The sequence below is a fragment of the Ferrimonas sp. YFM genome (genome assembly GCF_030296015.1).
Lineage (GTDB): Bacteria > Pseudomonadota > Gammaproteobacteria > Enterobacterales > Shewanellaceae > Ferrimonas.
The window spans coordinates 868,664-881,513 of record NZ_AP027368.1 but is presented as its reverse complement, the minus strand read 5'-3'; the positions used below and the strand labels follow the sequence as shown (position 1 = coordinate 881,513).

15 protein-coding genes are annotated in these 12,850 nt (G+C 60.4%); 3 read left to right on the top strand and 12 right to left on the bottom strand.

The window, feature by feature from the left end; translation table 11 throughout:
- Window positions 1-5 precede the first annotated feature (5 nt).
- The 3 genes from rimM to ffh form a co-directional block, all read right to left on the bottom strand.
- Window positions 6-536, bottom strand: coding sequence for a ribosome maturation factor RimM (rimM, locus tag QUE41_RS04220; RefSeq protein WP_286341687.1), 531 nt, complete (start codon window positions 534-536; stop codon window positions 6-8).
- 22 nt (window positions 537-558) lie between these two features.
- Window positions 559-810 carry a 30S ribosomal protein S16 gene (gene rpsP / locus QUE41_RS04215; protein WP_028108669.1) on the bottom strand — a complete coding sequence of 84 codons (252 nt, stop codon included), beginning with the start codon at window positions 808-810 and terminating at the stop codon, window positions 559-561.
- Window positions 811-973: 163 nt separating this feature from the next.
- A complete protein-coding gene (gene ffh, locus QUE41_RS04210; protein WP_286341686.1) occupies window positions 974-2,344 on the bottom strand; it encodes a signal recognition particle protein in 1,371 nt (456 codons plus the stop codon).
- 239 nt (window positions 2,345-2,583) lie between these two features.
- Between ffh and QUE41_RS04205 the strand changes: the two genes are divergently transcribed.
- The 3 genes from QUE41_RS04205 to QUE41_RS04195 all read left to right on the top strand — a co-directional run bounded on the left by QUE41_RS04205 (window position 2,584) and on the right by QUE41_RS04195 (window position 5,150).
- A complete protein-coding gene (locus tag QUE41_RS04205) occupies window positions 2,584-3,369 on the top strand; it encodes a cytochrome C assembly family protein (RefSeq protein ID WP_286341685.1) in 786 nt (261 codons plus the stop codon).
- Window positions 3,370-3,447: 78 nt separating this feature from the next.
- Complete coding sequence (locus QUE41_RS04200; protein ID WP_286341684.1) at window positions 3,448-4,713, top strand: HlyC/CorC family transporter; 1,266 nt, start codon at window positions 3,448-3,450, stop codon at window positions 4,711-4,713.
- A gap of 80 nt (window positions 4,714-4,793) precedes the next feature.
- Window positions 4,794-5,150 carry a hypothetical protein gene (locus tag QUE41_RS04195; RefSeq protein ID WP_286341683.1) on the top strand — a complete coding sequence of 119 codons (357 nt, stop codon included), beginning with the start codon at window positions 4,794-4,796 and terminating at the stop codon, window positions 5,148-5,150.
- A 59-nt stretch (window positions 5,151-5,209) separates the two neighbouring features.
- Here QUE41_RS04195 and acpS read toward each other — a convergent pair whose 3' ends face one another.
- The 9 genes from acpS to QUE41_RS04150 all read right to left on the bottom strand — a co-directional run bounded on the left by acpS (window position 5,210) and on the right by QUE41_RS04150 (window position 12,848).
- On the bottom strand, window positions 5,210-5,587 hold the full coding sequence (gene acpS / locus QUE41_RS04190) for a holo-ACP synthase (RefSeq protein ID WP_286341682.1): 378 nt from the start codon (window positions 5,585-5,587) through the stop codon (window positions 5,210-5,212).
- On the bottom strand, window positions 5,587-6,321 hold the full coding sequence (gene pdxJ / locus QUE41_RS04185) for a pyridoxine 5'-phosphate synthase (protein WP_286341681.1): 735 nt from the start codon (window positions 6,319-6,321) through the stop codon (window positions 5,587-5,589). Before pdxJ ends, acpS begins: the two co-directional genes overlap by 1 nt.
- 2 nt (window positions 6,322-6,323) lie before the next feature.
- Window positions 6,324-7,022, bottom strand: coding sequence for a DNA repair protein RecO (gene recO, locus QUE41_RS04180; protein WP_286341680.1), 699 nt, complete (start codon window positions 7,020-7,022; stop codon window positions 6,324-6,326).
- Between the two features lies 1 nt (window position 7,023).
- The gene (gene era, locus QUE41_RS04175) at window positions 7,024-7,929 is read right to left on the bottom strand and encodes a GTPase Era (protein WP_286341679.1); all 906 of its coding nucleotides are present in this window, start codon (window positions 7,927-7,929) and stop codon (window positions 7,024-7,026) included.
- On the bottom strand, window positions 7,926-8,597 hold the full coding sequence (gene rnc, locus QUE41_RS04170; protein WP_286341678.1) for a ribonuclease III: 672 nt from the start codon (window positions 8,595-8,597) through the stop codon (window positions 7,926-7,928). The genes era and rnc overlap by 4 nt, the downstream gene beginning before the upstream one ends.
- Window positions 8,598-8,606: 9 nt before the next feature.
- Window positions 8,607-9,527, bottom strand: coding sequence for a signal peptidase I (gene lepB / locus QUE41_RS04165; RefSeq protein WP_286341677.1), 921 nt, complete (start codon window positions 9,525-9,527; stop codon window positions 8,607-8,609).
- Between the two features lie 6 nt (window positions 9,528-9,533).
- Entirely contained in the window at window positions 9,534-11,324 is a 1,791-nt protein-coding gene (gene lepA / locus QUE41_RS04160) for a translation elongation factor 4 (protein ID WP_286341676.1), read from the bottom strand.
- A gap of 145 nt (window positions 11,325-11,469) precedes the next feature.
- Window positions 11,470-11,904 carry a SoxR reducing system RseC family protein gene (locus QUE41_RS04155; protein WP_286341675.1) on the bottom strand — a complete coding sequence of 145 codons (435 nt, stop codon included), beginning with the start codon at window positions 11,902-11,904 and terminating at the stop codon, window positions 11,470-11,472.
- Entirely contained in the window at window positions 11,901-12,848 is a 948-nt protein-coding gene (locus QUE41_RS04150; RefSeq protein ID WP_286341674.1) for a MucB/RseB C-terminal domain-containing protein, read from the bottom strand. Before QUE41_RS04150 ends, QUE41_RS04155 begins: the two co-directional genes overlap by 4 nt.
- Window positions 12,849-12,850 lie beyond the last annotated feature (2 nt).

The following is a 12,850-nucleotide window of genomic DNA, read 5'->3' as shown; positions in this document are numbered from 1 at the left end:
TGTCATTAAAAACTTGGGTCCCAGTCAACGGTAATTAGTTTGTCGGATTTGTTCACCTCGAGGATGAACTGCTCCGGGACAAAAGGAACCATACGTTCTCTTTTGCCAAAGGCGTCTTTCGGGTTCGCCTTGATCTCCAGCACGTCATTGGCGCCGGTTTCCAGAACTCCGGAAACGGTGCCCATGTCGTACCCCTGGGTGTTGACCACCTTACAGCCGATGAGATCACGCCAGTAGAACTCGTCTTCCGGCAGCTCAGCCAGCTGATCGGCAGAGATAGAGATGTCGCAGTTGGTGTAGGCTGCAGCCGCATCACGGTCCTCAACCCCATCCAGGCGCACAATCAGGCCGTTATTTTGACGACGCCAATCCAGCACCTTCATCTCCTGCTGCACCCCACCCCGGGTGACTAACCAAGGACGGTACTCGAAGATACCCTCTCGATCTTCGGTAAAGGGGTTGACCTTCATCCAGCCCCGAATCCCATGTGGCGCACCTAGGCGGCCCACCATCATCAGTTCCTGCTGTTTCATCAACGTACCCCTAACCTAACACCCATTAAGCCGCAGCTTTACGGGCGTCCTTCACCAGAGTGGCTACGCGATCGGACAGGGAAGCGCCCTGGGATACCCAGTGATCGATACGATCCAGGTCCAGGCGTACACGCTCTTCCTTACCGGCAGCGATAGGGTTGAAGAAGCCGATCTTCTCGATGAAGCGGCCATCGCGCTTGGAGCGGGAGTCCGCTACAACCACTTGATAAAAGGGACGCTTTTTAGCGCCACCACGGGCTAAACGAATGGTTACCATAAGGTAATTCCTCTAATGGTTTACAGCAATAGAATTGGGGCCCGCAGGGGCCCCAAGGTAGAAAGCCCGCCGATTTTACCTGAATGCAAGCGCATTGCAACCATTTCGGCGGTTCTGTGGCCACCACAACCGAGTGTAGCAGCCGGAAGTCTGGGCGCTGGAATCAGCGGCGGGGCATCTTCATCCCTGGGGGCAGCATGCCACCCATACCGCGCATCATCTTCTTCATGCCGCCGCCCTTCATCTTCTTCATCATCTTCTGCATCTGGGTGAACTGCTTGAGCAGACGGTTCACATCCTGCAGCTGGGTACCGGAACCGGCGGCGATGCGGCGCTTGCGGGAGCCCTTGATGATGTCGGGACGGGCACGCTCACCCGGGGTCATGGAGTTGATGATCGCCTCCATCTGGCGGGTCATCTTGTCATCCTGCACCTGGGCCAGTGCTTCGGGGGGCAGTTGTCCGACACCGGGCAGTTTCTCCAGCATCCCCATCATGCCGCCCATGTTGTGCATCTGACGCAGCTGGTCGCGGAAGTCCAGCAGGTCGAACCCTTCACCTTTCTTCAGCTTCTTGGCCAGCTTCTCCGCCTGACTGCGGTCGACCTTGCGCTCCACCTCTTCAATCAGAGAGAGCACGTCACCCATACCCAGGATGCGGGAAGCCACCCGGTCCGGATGGAAGGGCTCCAGGGCGTCGGTCTTCTCACCCACACCCAGGAACTTAATCGGCTTGCCGGTGATGTGACGGATGGAGAGGGCGGCACCGCCACGGGCGTCACCGTCCACCTTGGTGAGGATCACACCGGTCAGCGGCAGGGCTTCGTTAAAGGCCTTGGCGGTGTTGGCGGCATCCTGACCCGTCATCGCGTCCACGGTGAACAGAGTCTCCACCGGGTTGATGGCGGCGTGCAGCGCCTTGATCTCATCCATCATGTCCGAGTCGACGTGGAGACGACCGGCGGTATCGACGATCACCACATCGATGAACTTCTTGCGGGCGTGGTCCACCGCCGCATTGGCGATGTCCACCGGCTTCTGGCTCACGTCAGAGGGGAAGAACTCCACACCGATGTCACCGGCCAGGGTTTCCAGCTGTTTGATGGCCGCAGGACGATAGACGTCGGCACTGACCACCAGAACAGATTTCTTCTCACGCTCTTTCAGCTGTTTGGCCAGCTTACCCACACTGGTGGTCTTACCGGCACCCTGCAGACCCGCCATCATCACGATGGCCGGTGGCTGGCTGGCCAGGTTCAGGGCTTCGTTGGATTGGCCCATGGCCGCCTCAAGCTCGCTCTGAACGATCTTGATGAAGGCCTGGCCCGGAGTCAGGCTCTTGGAAACCTCGGTACCCACGGCACGCTCACGCACCTTGGACACGAAGTCGCGAACCACCGGCAGAGCCACGTCGGCTTCCAGCAGCGCCATGCGCACTTCGCGCAGGGTCTCTTTAATATTGTCTTCAGTAAGACGGCCACGGCCGCTGATGTTCTTCAGCGTCTGGCCCAAGCGTTCGGATAAATTCTGGAACATCGCCTGCAGCATCGGTTAATGATCAATCGCTCGGCATTATAACGGTGCGCCAGAGACAAACACAAACCGCCGCTGCCCTCCTGGGGAACCAACCCAGGGGATCACCTGTCACAAACAGACAAAATTCACCAATCAAATTGGGAATCTAGCCGCTGCCCAAAGCCCGGAGTGCATGATAAGCTTGGGAAATTGGGAGCATTCCCCGATCGATATCTATTTTTGTGAGGTAAAGAGGCACTATGGAGTTTTTTGCCATCAGCGCAATCATTGGCTACGGCCTGGCCTTCTACCTGGTCGCCAGCAAACTGCTGCACCCGCAGGGGCCCAATCGCAAGCTGGCCACCATCGCCGGTGCCGTAGGGGTACTCTGCCACGGGGCCGCCCTGGTTCCGCAGATTCTGGAGAATGGTGCCCAGCACTACAGCCTGGTGAACACCGCCTCTATGGTGATGCTGATGATCACCACCGCCATCACCATCATGCTGACCCGCATCAAGGTGATCGTGGTGGTGCCCGCGGTCTATATCTGTGGCATCTTCGGTGCCGCCGGCATGGTGCTGCTGCCCCAGAACGAGGGCTACCTGTTTAATGACCCCGCGCTGTTTACCCATGTGGGCACCTCGCTGCTGGCCTACTCGGTGTTCCTGATTGCCGCCCTGTACGCCATTCAGCTGGCCAGCATCAACCGCCGACTCAAGGATCGCAAGCTGATGCTGGAGTCACCGCTGCCGCCTCTGATGACCGTAGAGAAGCAGTTGTATCACTTCGTGATGATCGGCTTTGCACTGCTGAGCCTGTCGCTGCTCACCGGCTTTATCTTCCTGGAAGGCTTCTTCGGCAGCGGTCAGGCCCACAAAGCGATCTTCGCCATTGCCGCCTGGCTGGTGTACGGCACCATGCTGCTGCGTCACCGCACTCAGGGGATTCGCATCCGCAGCGCCATCATCTACTCCATGTCCGGTGTCACCCTGCTGACCCTGGCCTACTTCGGCAACCGGCTGGTGCGAGAATTGCTCATCGGCTGAGCCACGAGGCTGCCTCTTGACAGGAGGCAGCCATTTCCCGACTCTACAGTTTCAGCCGCCTAATAGGATTGCCCTGACTTGGACGAGATATCCACCGACAGCCTGCTTATCGCCCTGGCTGTCCTAATCTGCCTCTCCGCTTTCTTCTCCGGTACGGAAACCGCGATGATGTCGCTCAACCGCTACCGCCTCAGACACCTCAGTCAGCAGGGTCATAAGGGTGCCAGCCGTGCAGAGCGCTTGCTGGAACGCCCAGACCGGCTCATCGGCCTTATCCTCATCGGCAACAACATCGTCAACCTGGCGGCCGCCTCACTGGCCACCATAGTCTGTCAGCGTTGGTTCGGTGCCTGGGGACCGGCGGTGGCCACCGGGGCCCTCACCTTTATCGTGCTGATCTTCGCCGAGGTCACCCCTAAGACCCTGGCCGCCCTCTATCCTGAAAAACTGGCCTACCCCAACAGCGTGGTGCTGCGCCCGCTGATGACCCTGTTCTACCCTCTGGTGTGGCTGGTCAACAGCATCAGCAATGCCCTGCTCTCCATCGTCGGCGTGCGCCCCCTCCATGGGGATGGGGACGATCTCTCCGCCGACGAACTTCGCTCTGTGCTCAACGAAGCCAGTGCCATGATCCCCCGGCGCCACCGGGAGATGCTGGTCTCCATCCTCGACCTGGAGAAGGTGACGGTGGAGGACGTGATGGTGCCCAGAAACGAGCTCTATGCCATCGACATCAACGACGACTTCAAGAAGATGATGAAGCAGTTGACCCACAGCCCCCACTCCAAGGTGCTGCTCTACCGGGACAACATCGACGATGTGGTGGGCTTCCTGCACCTGTCGGATCTGCTCAGGCTGATGACCCGGGATCAGGAGGTGAGCGATAAGGCCACCCTGCTGCGGGAGGTCCGGGAGATCTACTATGTGCCTGAGGGCACGCCGCTGAACGTGCAGCTGCTGAAGTTTCAACGGGCCAAGGAGCGCCTCGGACTGGTGGTGGACGAGTATGGCGACATCCAGGGGCTGGTCTCACTGGAGGACATTCTCGAGGAGATTGTCGGCGACTTCACCACAGGCTTGCAGCCAGCGGTCAGCGACGAGATCAACCGCAATGAGGACGGCAGCTACGAGGTGGACGCCAGCATCAATATCCGTGACATGAACCGGGAGATGAACTGGAAGTTTCCCACCGATGGCCCCAAGACCCTCAATGGCCTGGTGCTGGAGACCCTGGAGGAGATCCCCAAGGTGCACACCCGGCTGACCATAGGCGATTACCAGATTGAGGTGCTGGACGCCAATGAGAGCATGGTCACCACGGTGAAGGTTGAGCAGGCAAAATAGCAAAGGCAAAAATCTCTTCTATACTCAAAGACCGGATCGGCCCGCCGAACCGGTCTTTCATTTTTCAGGGAGGAGAGGTGATGCACAGAATCTTGGCCGCAGCGACCCTGCTGCTGACCATGTGGACCCACGCCGCCAGTGCCGAGGTGCACTGGGTCAAGGCGCCTACCCTGGTCACCCAGGATCCCAGCTTCAGTCAAATTCCCCTGACCCTGCAGACCCAGTGGGGAGACAGCCCCTGGTACACTCAGACCTCCCTCAGCCTCACCCGTCAGGAGTCCCCCTGGCTGACCCGTGAGATTGACCAGGGCCTGGGCGCCCGAGTCGGCACCGGCATCCAGATGGGTCGATTCACCCTCTCTGTCGACCTGCAGTTTCAGCAACAGCAGCAACAGAACCTGACGGTGCTGGGGTTCAATACCGAAGTAAAATTCTGATTCTCCCAGCATCAAAAAGGCCACCCTGAGGTGGCCTTTTTGGTTTCTGAGACAGGGCGTCAGCTGAGAATCACCGTGGCCACCGCATAGCGGCGCTCATCCGCCAGGCTGATGTGAGCCTGTTCCGCCCCCAGGGCCTGCATCCTGGCCAGGGCTCCCTCGGTGAGGATCAGCTGCGGCGCCCCGTCGGCGTTGTGACCCAGTTCGATGTGCTGGAAGGAGACCCCGCGGCCGATGCCGGTGCCCAGGGCCTTGCCCGCCGCCTCCTTAACCGCGAAGCGCTTGGCCAGCAGCCTCGCCGGCGCCTTGGAGCGGGCCAGCTCCTCCAGCTCATTGGGCGTAAGGATGCGCTTGGCAAACTTCTCTCCCAGTCGCTGAAACTGGGCCTCTACCCGCTCAATCTCAACGATGTCCGTGCCCAGACCCTTGATGCTCATCAGATCCCCTGACGCCCTTCCAGCATCAGACGCTTCATGTCCCGAATCGCCAGGTCCAGGCCGTCGATGGCGGCGCGGGCGATGATGGCATGACCGATGTTGAGCTCATAGAACTCCGGGATGGCGGCAATGGGCTTGACGTTGTGGTAGTTAAGGCCGTGGCCGGCGTTGACGATCAGCCCCTTGGAGGCGGCGTAGGCTGCCCCTTCGCGGATGCGGGCCAGCTCAGCCTCGGCTTCTGCCTCGGTCTCGGCATCGGCGTAGGCACCGGTGTGAATCTCGATGTAGGGAGCCCCCACTTTCACCGCGGCGTCGATCTGGGTCTTGTCCGCATCGATAAACAGCGACACCTTGATGCCCGCCTCATTCAGACGAGACACCGCGTCCAGCATCTTGTCCAACTGACCGGCCACGTCCAGGCCCCCTTCGGTGGTCAGCTCTTCACGCTTCTCAGGCACCAGGCAGACATAGGTGGGCTTCACCTCGAGGGCGATGGCCAGCATCTCCTCGGTTACCGCCATCTCCAGGTTCATCCGGGTCTTCAGGGTCTGGGCCAGCAGGTAGACATCCCGGTCGATGATGTGGCGACGATCTTCCCGCAGGTGAATGGTGATGCCATCGGCACCGGCGTGCTCCGCCACCGCCGCCGCATGAACCGGATCCGGGTAGCTGGTGCCCCTGGCCTGACGCAGGGTGGCGATGTGGTCGATGTTGACCCCTAGAAGAATACTCATGCCTAGTCCTTGTTGTTGATTCGTTTCATAAACAGCTCCCTGCTGCGCAGGGGCTTGTTGCCCAGGTGTGGCCTGAGCAGGGTCCGGGCCAGGTGCTTGGCCTGGGCCAGGTGTTCCGGTGCCAGCTGCTGCTGAGCCAGAGCCAGCAGCATCGCCCCCAGGTAACCCCGGTCATGGCCCACAGGGACGAACCCCTGTTCCGCCACCAGGGCGTAGCAGCAATCGGCCACCAATGGCTCGCCGGTGACATCCCGGCTCAGGGCCGGCGCCTCCCCAAGGTGAGTCAGCAAGGCCCATTCGAAGTAGCGAAGCACCGACTCGTGCTCCTCCTCGGCGGCCAGGGTCAGCAGACACTGATGGTAGGCCTGAAACAGTTCGGTGCACTGAGCCAGCTCTGAGAGCAATCGTACCGCCAATTCATTGAAGTACAAACCACAGTAGAGCTTATCACCGGAGAGGGGAACCGGAAGAGAGAGGGTTTCGGCCCCCTTTAAGGTCTTGAGGGAGCCCTGGCCGGTCAGGGAGACCTTCAGAGGCTGGAAGGGCTGCAGGGCGGCCTTCATCAGGCCCCCCTGTTTGCCGGAGGTGCGCGCCACCGCCGCCACCCTACCCTCTTGCTCGGTAAGCAGGGTGATCAGCTGACTGCGCTCGCGATAGGGTCGGGCGTGCAGCAGATAGGCAGACTGCCAACCCGGCTCCATCTTAGTCGTCTCCATACCCCAGGCTGCGCAGTGCACGTTCGTCGTCTGCCCAGCCGGACTTCACCTTCACCCAGGTCTCCAGATAGACCTTGGTGTCGAACATCTTCTCCATCTCGATGCGCGCTTCACGGCCGATGGTGCGAATCTTCTCACCCTTGTTGCCGATCACCATCCGCTTCTGGCCGGTACGCTCCACCAGGATCAGGGCATTGATGTGGTAGGTGCCCTTCTCGTCCACCTTGAACTGCTCGATCTCCACGGTGGCCGCATAGGGCAACTCATCCCCCATGAAGCGCATCAGCTTCTCACGCAGGATCTCCGACGCCATGAAGCGCTGGCTGCGGTCGGTGACGTAGTCTTCCGGGAAGTAATGAATGGACTCGGACACACTGGCCAGGGAGAGATCCATGATGGGGGCGATGTCGCCGCCCTTGCCAGCGGCCACCGGGAACACCGCGTCAAAGTTGAAGCGCTCCTGCAGCTGCTGCAGGTGAGGCAGCAACTCCTCCTTGTCCTTGACCTGATCGATCTTGTTGACCACCAGGGCGGTCTTGCGGTGCTCGCCGCCACGGCGCAGCTTCTTCAGCACCATCTCGTCATCCGGGGTCCACTTGGTCCCCTCCACCACGAACAGCACCAGCTCAACGTCCGCCAGGGAGCTGGCTGCGGCGCGGTTCATCAGGCGGTTGATCGCCCGTTTCTCCTCGATGTGTAATCCGGGAGTGTCCACGAAGATCACCTGGCGGGGGCCTTCGGTATGAATGCCCATGATGCGGTGACGGGTGGTCTGAGGCTTGCGGGAGGTGATGCTCACCTTCTGCCCCAGCAGGCGATTCAGCAGAGTCGACTTGCCCACATTGGGGCGGCCGACGATGGCGACGAAGCCGCAGTAAGTGGTGTCTGTCATGATTCCAGTGCCTCCAGGACCCGGGCGGCGGCATCCTGCTCCGCCTTGCGACGGGAACTGCCTGTGCCCACCACGGGCTCGTCCAGCTCACACACGGAGCAGTGGACAGTAAACTGTTGATTGTGGGCGTCACCGGTGACGGTGATCACCTCATAGACCGGCAAGGGCTTGCGACGGGACTGAAGCAGCTCCTGCAGACGGGTCTTGGGATCCTTCTGACCGGCACCGGGCTGGATGGCATCCAGTCTGGGCTTCCACAACGCCAGCAACACCGGCTTACAGGACTCGATGCCGCCGTCGAGGAAGATCGCCCCGAGAATGGCTTCCACCGCATCGGCCAGAATCGACTCGCGGCGATGACCGCCGGACTTCATCTCACCCGGCCCCAGCTTGATGTACTCACCCAAATTCAGCTCCCGGGCGATCTCCGCCAGGGTGGCCCCCTTGACCAGGGTCGCCCGCATCCGGGTCATCTCCCCCTCGGGGGCCTTGGGGAACCTGTGGTACAGGTCTTCGGCCACCACCATGGAGAGCACCGCGTCTCCCAGGTACTCGAGACGCTCATTGTGGCGACTGCCCGCACTTCTGTGGGTCAGGGCCTGCTGTAATAATTGAGGCTGCTGAAACTCATAGCCCAGCAGCCTCACCAATCGTTGTAAATCAGCCACTGCTAACCTTTAATCAATTCCGCCAATACGGCTGAAGCGAACGCCTGTGGGTACCCAGGAGGGCAGCACACTGTCGCGTTCACGATCGAACTCGAAGGAGATCCAGATGCCGGTGGCCTTACCCACCAGGTTCTCCTCGGGGACAAAACCCCAGAAACGGCCGTCGGTGCTGTTGTCACGGTTATCACCCATGACAAAGTAGCTGCCCTCGGGCACCACCCAGTCGCCGGTCTGACGGCCCTGCTGCTTGTAGTAGTAGCGCAGGGGCTCAGGGCGACGCGGGTTTATCAGAATGTCGTGCTCCACCCCGGCCAGGTCTTCACCCAGGCGCGTCAGCGGCGTGCCGTTCTGGAAGAACTCATCCCGATTCAGCTCCGCAGACTGCACCTGCTCCAGACCCGGGCACTTGGCCACACCCGCCTCACACTTGGGCTGCAGATAGAGGGTCTTGTTGCGGTACACCACACGGTCACCGGGCAGGCCAATCACCCGCTTAATGTAGTCGACACGGGTGTCCTTGGGATACTTGAAGACGATGATGTCACCGCGCTGGGGGTCGTTGTTCTCCCAAAACTTGGCGCGGAACACAGGATCCCGCAGGCCGTACTCATGCTTGTTTACCAGGATGAAGTCGCCCACCAGCAGGGTGGGCATCATGGAGCCTGACGGGATCTGGAAGGGTTCCCACAGGAAGGAGCGCAGCACCAGCACAAAGGCGATCACCGGGAAGATGGACTTGGAGGTCTCCACCAGCCAGGGCTCCTGAACCAGTTTGTCTCTGGCCTCCTCAGGCAGCTCCCCCGAGGTCTGCTCGCTGGCAAACGCCAGCTTCTGCTGGCGCCGCGGCGCCAGGTAAAACTTATCCAGTAGCCAGACCAGGCCGGTCCCCAGGGTGACCAGAACCAGGATCAGGGAAAACAGTGCCGCCATGCGCGATTAATCTCCTACCTTGAGTACCGCCAGGAAGGCCTCCTGAGGCACCTCAACATTACCCAGCTGCTTCATCCGCTTCTTACCCTCTTTCTGCTTCTGCAACAGCTTCTTCTTACGGCTGACGTCACCGCCATAACACTTGGCGGTCACATCTTTACGCAGGGCCTTGACGGTGCTGCGCGCCACGATCTGGTTGCCGATGGCAGCCTGGATGGCGATATCGAACATCTGGCGGGGAATCAGTTCACGCATCTTCTCCACCAACTGGCGGCCACGGAACTGGGCGTTCTCCTTGTGAGTGATCATCGCCAGGGCATCCACCCGATCGCCGTTGATCATCACATCCAGACGCACCATCTCCTCCTGCTGGAACCGGACAAAGTTGTAGTCCAGGGAGGCAAAACCACGGCTGGTGGACTTCAGTCGGTCGAAGAAGTCCAGCACCACTTCCGCCATGGGCAGTTCATAGGTCACCGCCACCTGGTTTCCGTGATAGGCCATCTTAGTCTGAACACCCCGCTTCTCGATACACAGGGTGATCACATTCCCCAGATACTCCTGAGGAACCAGAATGTTGGCCTCAACAATCGGTTCCGCAATGGTTTCGATGTTGTTAAGGGGAGGAAGTTCCGACGGGTTGTCCACCATCAGGGTCTCGCCCTTGGTGGTCTCAACCTCATACACCACGGTCGGCGCGGTGGTGATCAGGTCCAGGTTGTACTCACGCTCCAGGCGCTCCTGGATGATCTCCATGTGCAGCATACCCAGGAAGCCACAACGGAAGCCGAAGCCCAGGGCCGCGGAGGTCTCAGGTTCGAAGAACAGGGAGGCGTCGTTCAGGGAGAGCTTGTTCAGGGCATCGCGGAAGGACTCATAGTCTTCACTGGAGATGGGGAACATGCCGGCGTACACCTGGGGCTTCACCTTCTGGAAGCCGGGCAGAGCCTGATCGGAGCCGTGCTTGGCGTGGGTCAGGGTATCGCCCACGGGGGCACCGTGGATCTCCTTGATGCCACACACTACCCAGCCCACCTCGCCGGTGAGCAGCTCTGTGGTGTCCTTCTGCTTGGGGGTAAAGATACCCAGACGGTCCACACCCCACACCTGACCGGTGCTCATCACCTTGATCTTGTCGTTCTTCTTCAGCTTACCGTTCTTGATGCGCACCAAAGAAACCACACCCAGGTAGTTGTCGAACCAGGAGTCGATGATCAGCGCCTGCAGCGGCGCCTCGGGATCCCCCTCGGGGGCAGGAATGGTCTTGACGATGCACTCCAGCACATCCTCAATACCGACGCCGGTCTTGGCGGAGCAGCGCACCGCTTCCATGGCGTCGATGCCGACAATGTCTTCAATCTCTTCCGCCACCCGTTCAGGGTCGGCCTGGGGCAGGTCGATCTTGTTGAGGATCGGCTGCACTTCCAGGTCCATCTCGATGGCGGTGTAGCAGTTTGCCAGGGTCTGGGCTTCCACCCCCTGACCGGCGTCCACCACCAGCAGGGCGCCTTCACAGGCCGCCAGGGAGCGGGACACCTCGTAGCTGAAATCCACGTGTCCTGGGGTATCGATGAAGTTCAGTTGGTAGGTTTCGCCATCTTGGGCGGTGTAGTCCAGCGTCACACTCTGCGCTTTAATGGTGATGCCGCGCTCACGCTCCAGATCCATGGAGTCGAGGACCTGCTCCGCCATTTCACGATCGCTCAAACCGCCGCACACCTGGATCAGGCGATCGGACAGGGTCGACTTACCGTGGTCGATATGGGCAATGATACTGAAATTACGAATATGCTTCATCTAGGCCGCTTCTTGCAAAAACAACAGGAACAAAACTATCAGGGATAGATACAGGGGGGGGATTTTAACGGATTTTATCCCCGGCGGCTATGGAATAGGTAACCGCCGGGAATTGGTGCCCTCTTCAGCAACAAAGAAGAGCCACCTACTCCTTGGCAGGCGCGCCCAACACCTTGATGATTCTCGGTGTGGGTGTCAGTGAATCTGCCAGACGCCGGGCTGTCATAAAGCCTGCCCCACCCAGGGCCAAACCCAGACCCAGGGCCAACAGTTCGGCGCCACCCATCAGGGCAGTGCCGCCTACCCCCACCAGTAAGCCTAGCAGGGGAAGCAGATAAACCAGGGCGGCGGCACTGAGCAGTTGCTGCTCGGGGATCCCCAGGGTCACCTGGGTGCCCGGGCTGAGCCGCTGCTTCCAGGGCAGGGTCAGGCGCTGAGACCTGGGATTCAGCCCCTTGGCCACCACACCGGTGCCGCAGTTGTCGGACTCATAACAGTGGCCGCAGGCACTCTGCACCTGCCAGCTCAGGGTGACCTGGCCTTTATCCCAGGACTCCACCCGGGCCAGGGCCTCCATCATTGGCCGGACTCCGCCGGATAGATGGAGTTGGCCACATTGGTCAGGCTCTCCAGGGGCAAGCGCCCTACGACAACCACTTCCACGTCGCCGTGGCGGGCAGACGCCAGGGAGAGGCCGCTGCCGGTGGAGAGGCTCTCGGGCATCACCACCTGGCCAGCCAGGCCGATGTAGACCGACATCTCGGTCAGGCCGTCGCTCAGGGCCAGGTACTGAACCGGGTCATTGACACCGAACAGGCGGTGCTGGTCCACATGGGTCAGTTTGAACCCCTGAGGCAACCAGCCGAAACGCCAGGGAGACTGCTGATCGCTGTTGGCTCTCACCAGCACCGGCGGCCAGTTCTCTTCGGTCAGTTTGCCCAACACCGGAGGGGTCACATCGAAGGCGGCCATCTCAATCACCAGATACTGCTCCAGCAGCTGACCATCGGCGTTGAGGGTATCGATACGCAGGGGCAGCGCCGTTTCCATATCCAGCCACAGGCTGTAGCTGTAGCGGAACTTGTCGGTGGAGACGATGCGCACCACCTGAGAGGTGCGACCCGCCACCCGATCCCGGCCCCCCACGGCCAGCTGGTAGTAGGGGGTGAAGGCTTCCACGCCGGTGCCGAACGCCGGCGGAATAAAGCCGCTGATGCGAGCGCTGCGAACCGAGTAGGGTTTGACGTCGTGCTCCAGGTAGGTGACCTGATCACCGATTCTGACCACATTCTTCTGTGGCCCGTTCAGGTGCTCCAGGTAGGCCACCTCCTTGCCATCCACGGTGCCGTGGAGATAGCGAAGGGGACGGATGTGATCCGACTGCAGGTGTATCAGGGAGTAGCGGAACTGGGTATTGGAGAGGGCGTGCTGCATCTTCTGCAGCCAGTCGATGGCGGGGTCGTCGCCAGCGGCATGGGCCGGCAATGCCAGCAACCATGCCACTACAAACAAGAATTTACGCAAGC

Bases quoted from the DNA above. Each gene is read 5' to 3' on its own strand.
- rpsP (WP_028108669.1), bottom strand. From the start codon at position 810: ATGGTAACCATTCGTTTAGCCCGTGGTGGCGCTAAAAAGCGTCCCTTT.
- ffh (WP_286341686.1), bottom strand. From the start codon at position 2,344: ATGTTCCAGAATTTATCCGAACGCTTGGGCCAGACGCTGAAGAACATC.
- QUE41_RS04205 (WP_286341685.1), top strand. From the start codon at position 2,584: ATGGAGTTTTTTGCCATCAGCGCAATCATTGGCTACGGCCTGGCCTTC.
- QUE41_RS04195 (WP_286341683.1), top strand. From the start codon at position 4,794: ATGCACAGAATCTTGGCCGCAGCGACCCTGCTGCTGACCATGTGGACC.
- acpS (WP_286341682.1), bottom strand. From the start codon at position 5,587: ATGAGCATCAAGGGTCTGGGCACGGACATCGTTGAGATTGAGCGGGTA.
- pdxJ (WP_286341681.1), bottom strand. From the start codon at position 6,321: ATGAGTATTCTTCTAGGGGTCAACATCGACCACATCGCCACCCTGCGT.
- recO (WP_286341680.1), bottom strand. From the start codon at position 7,022: ATGGAGCCGGGTTGGCAGTCTGCCTATCTGCTGCACGCCCGACCCTAT.
- era (WP_286341679.1), bottom strand. From the start codon at position 7,929: ATGACAGACACCACTTACTGCGGCTTCGTCGCCATCGTCGGCCGCCCC.
- lepB (WP_286341677.1), bottom strand. From the start codon at position 9,527: ATGGCGGCACTGTTTTCCCTGATCCTGGTTCTGGTCACCCTGGGGACC.
- lepA (WP_286341676.1), bottom strand. From the start codon at position 11,324: ATGAAGCATATTCGTAATTTCAGTATCATTGCCCATATCGACCACGGT.
- QUE41_RS04155 (WP_286341675.1), bottom strand. From the start codon at position 11,904: ATGATGGAGGCCCTGGCCCGGGTGGAGTCCTGGGATAAAGGCCAGGTC.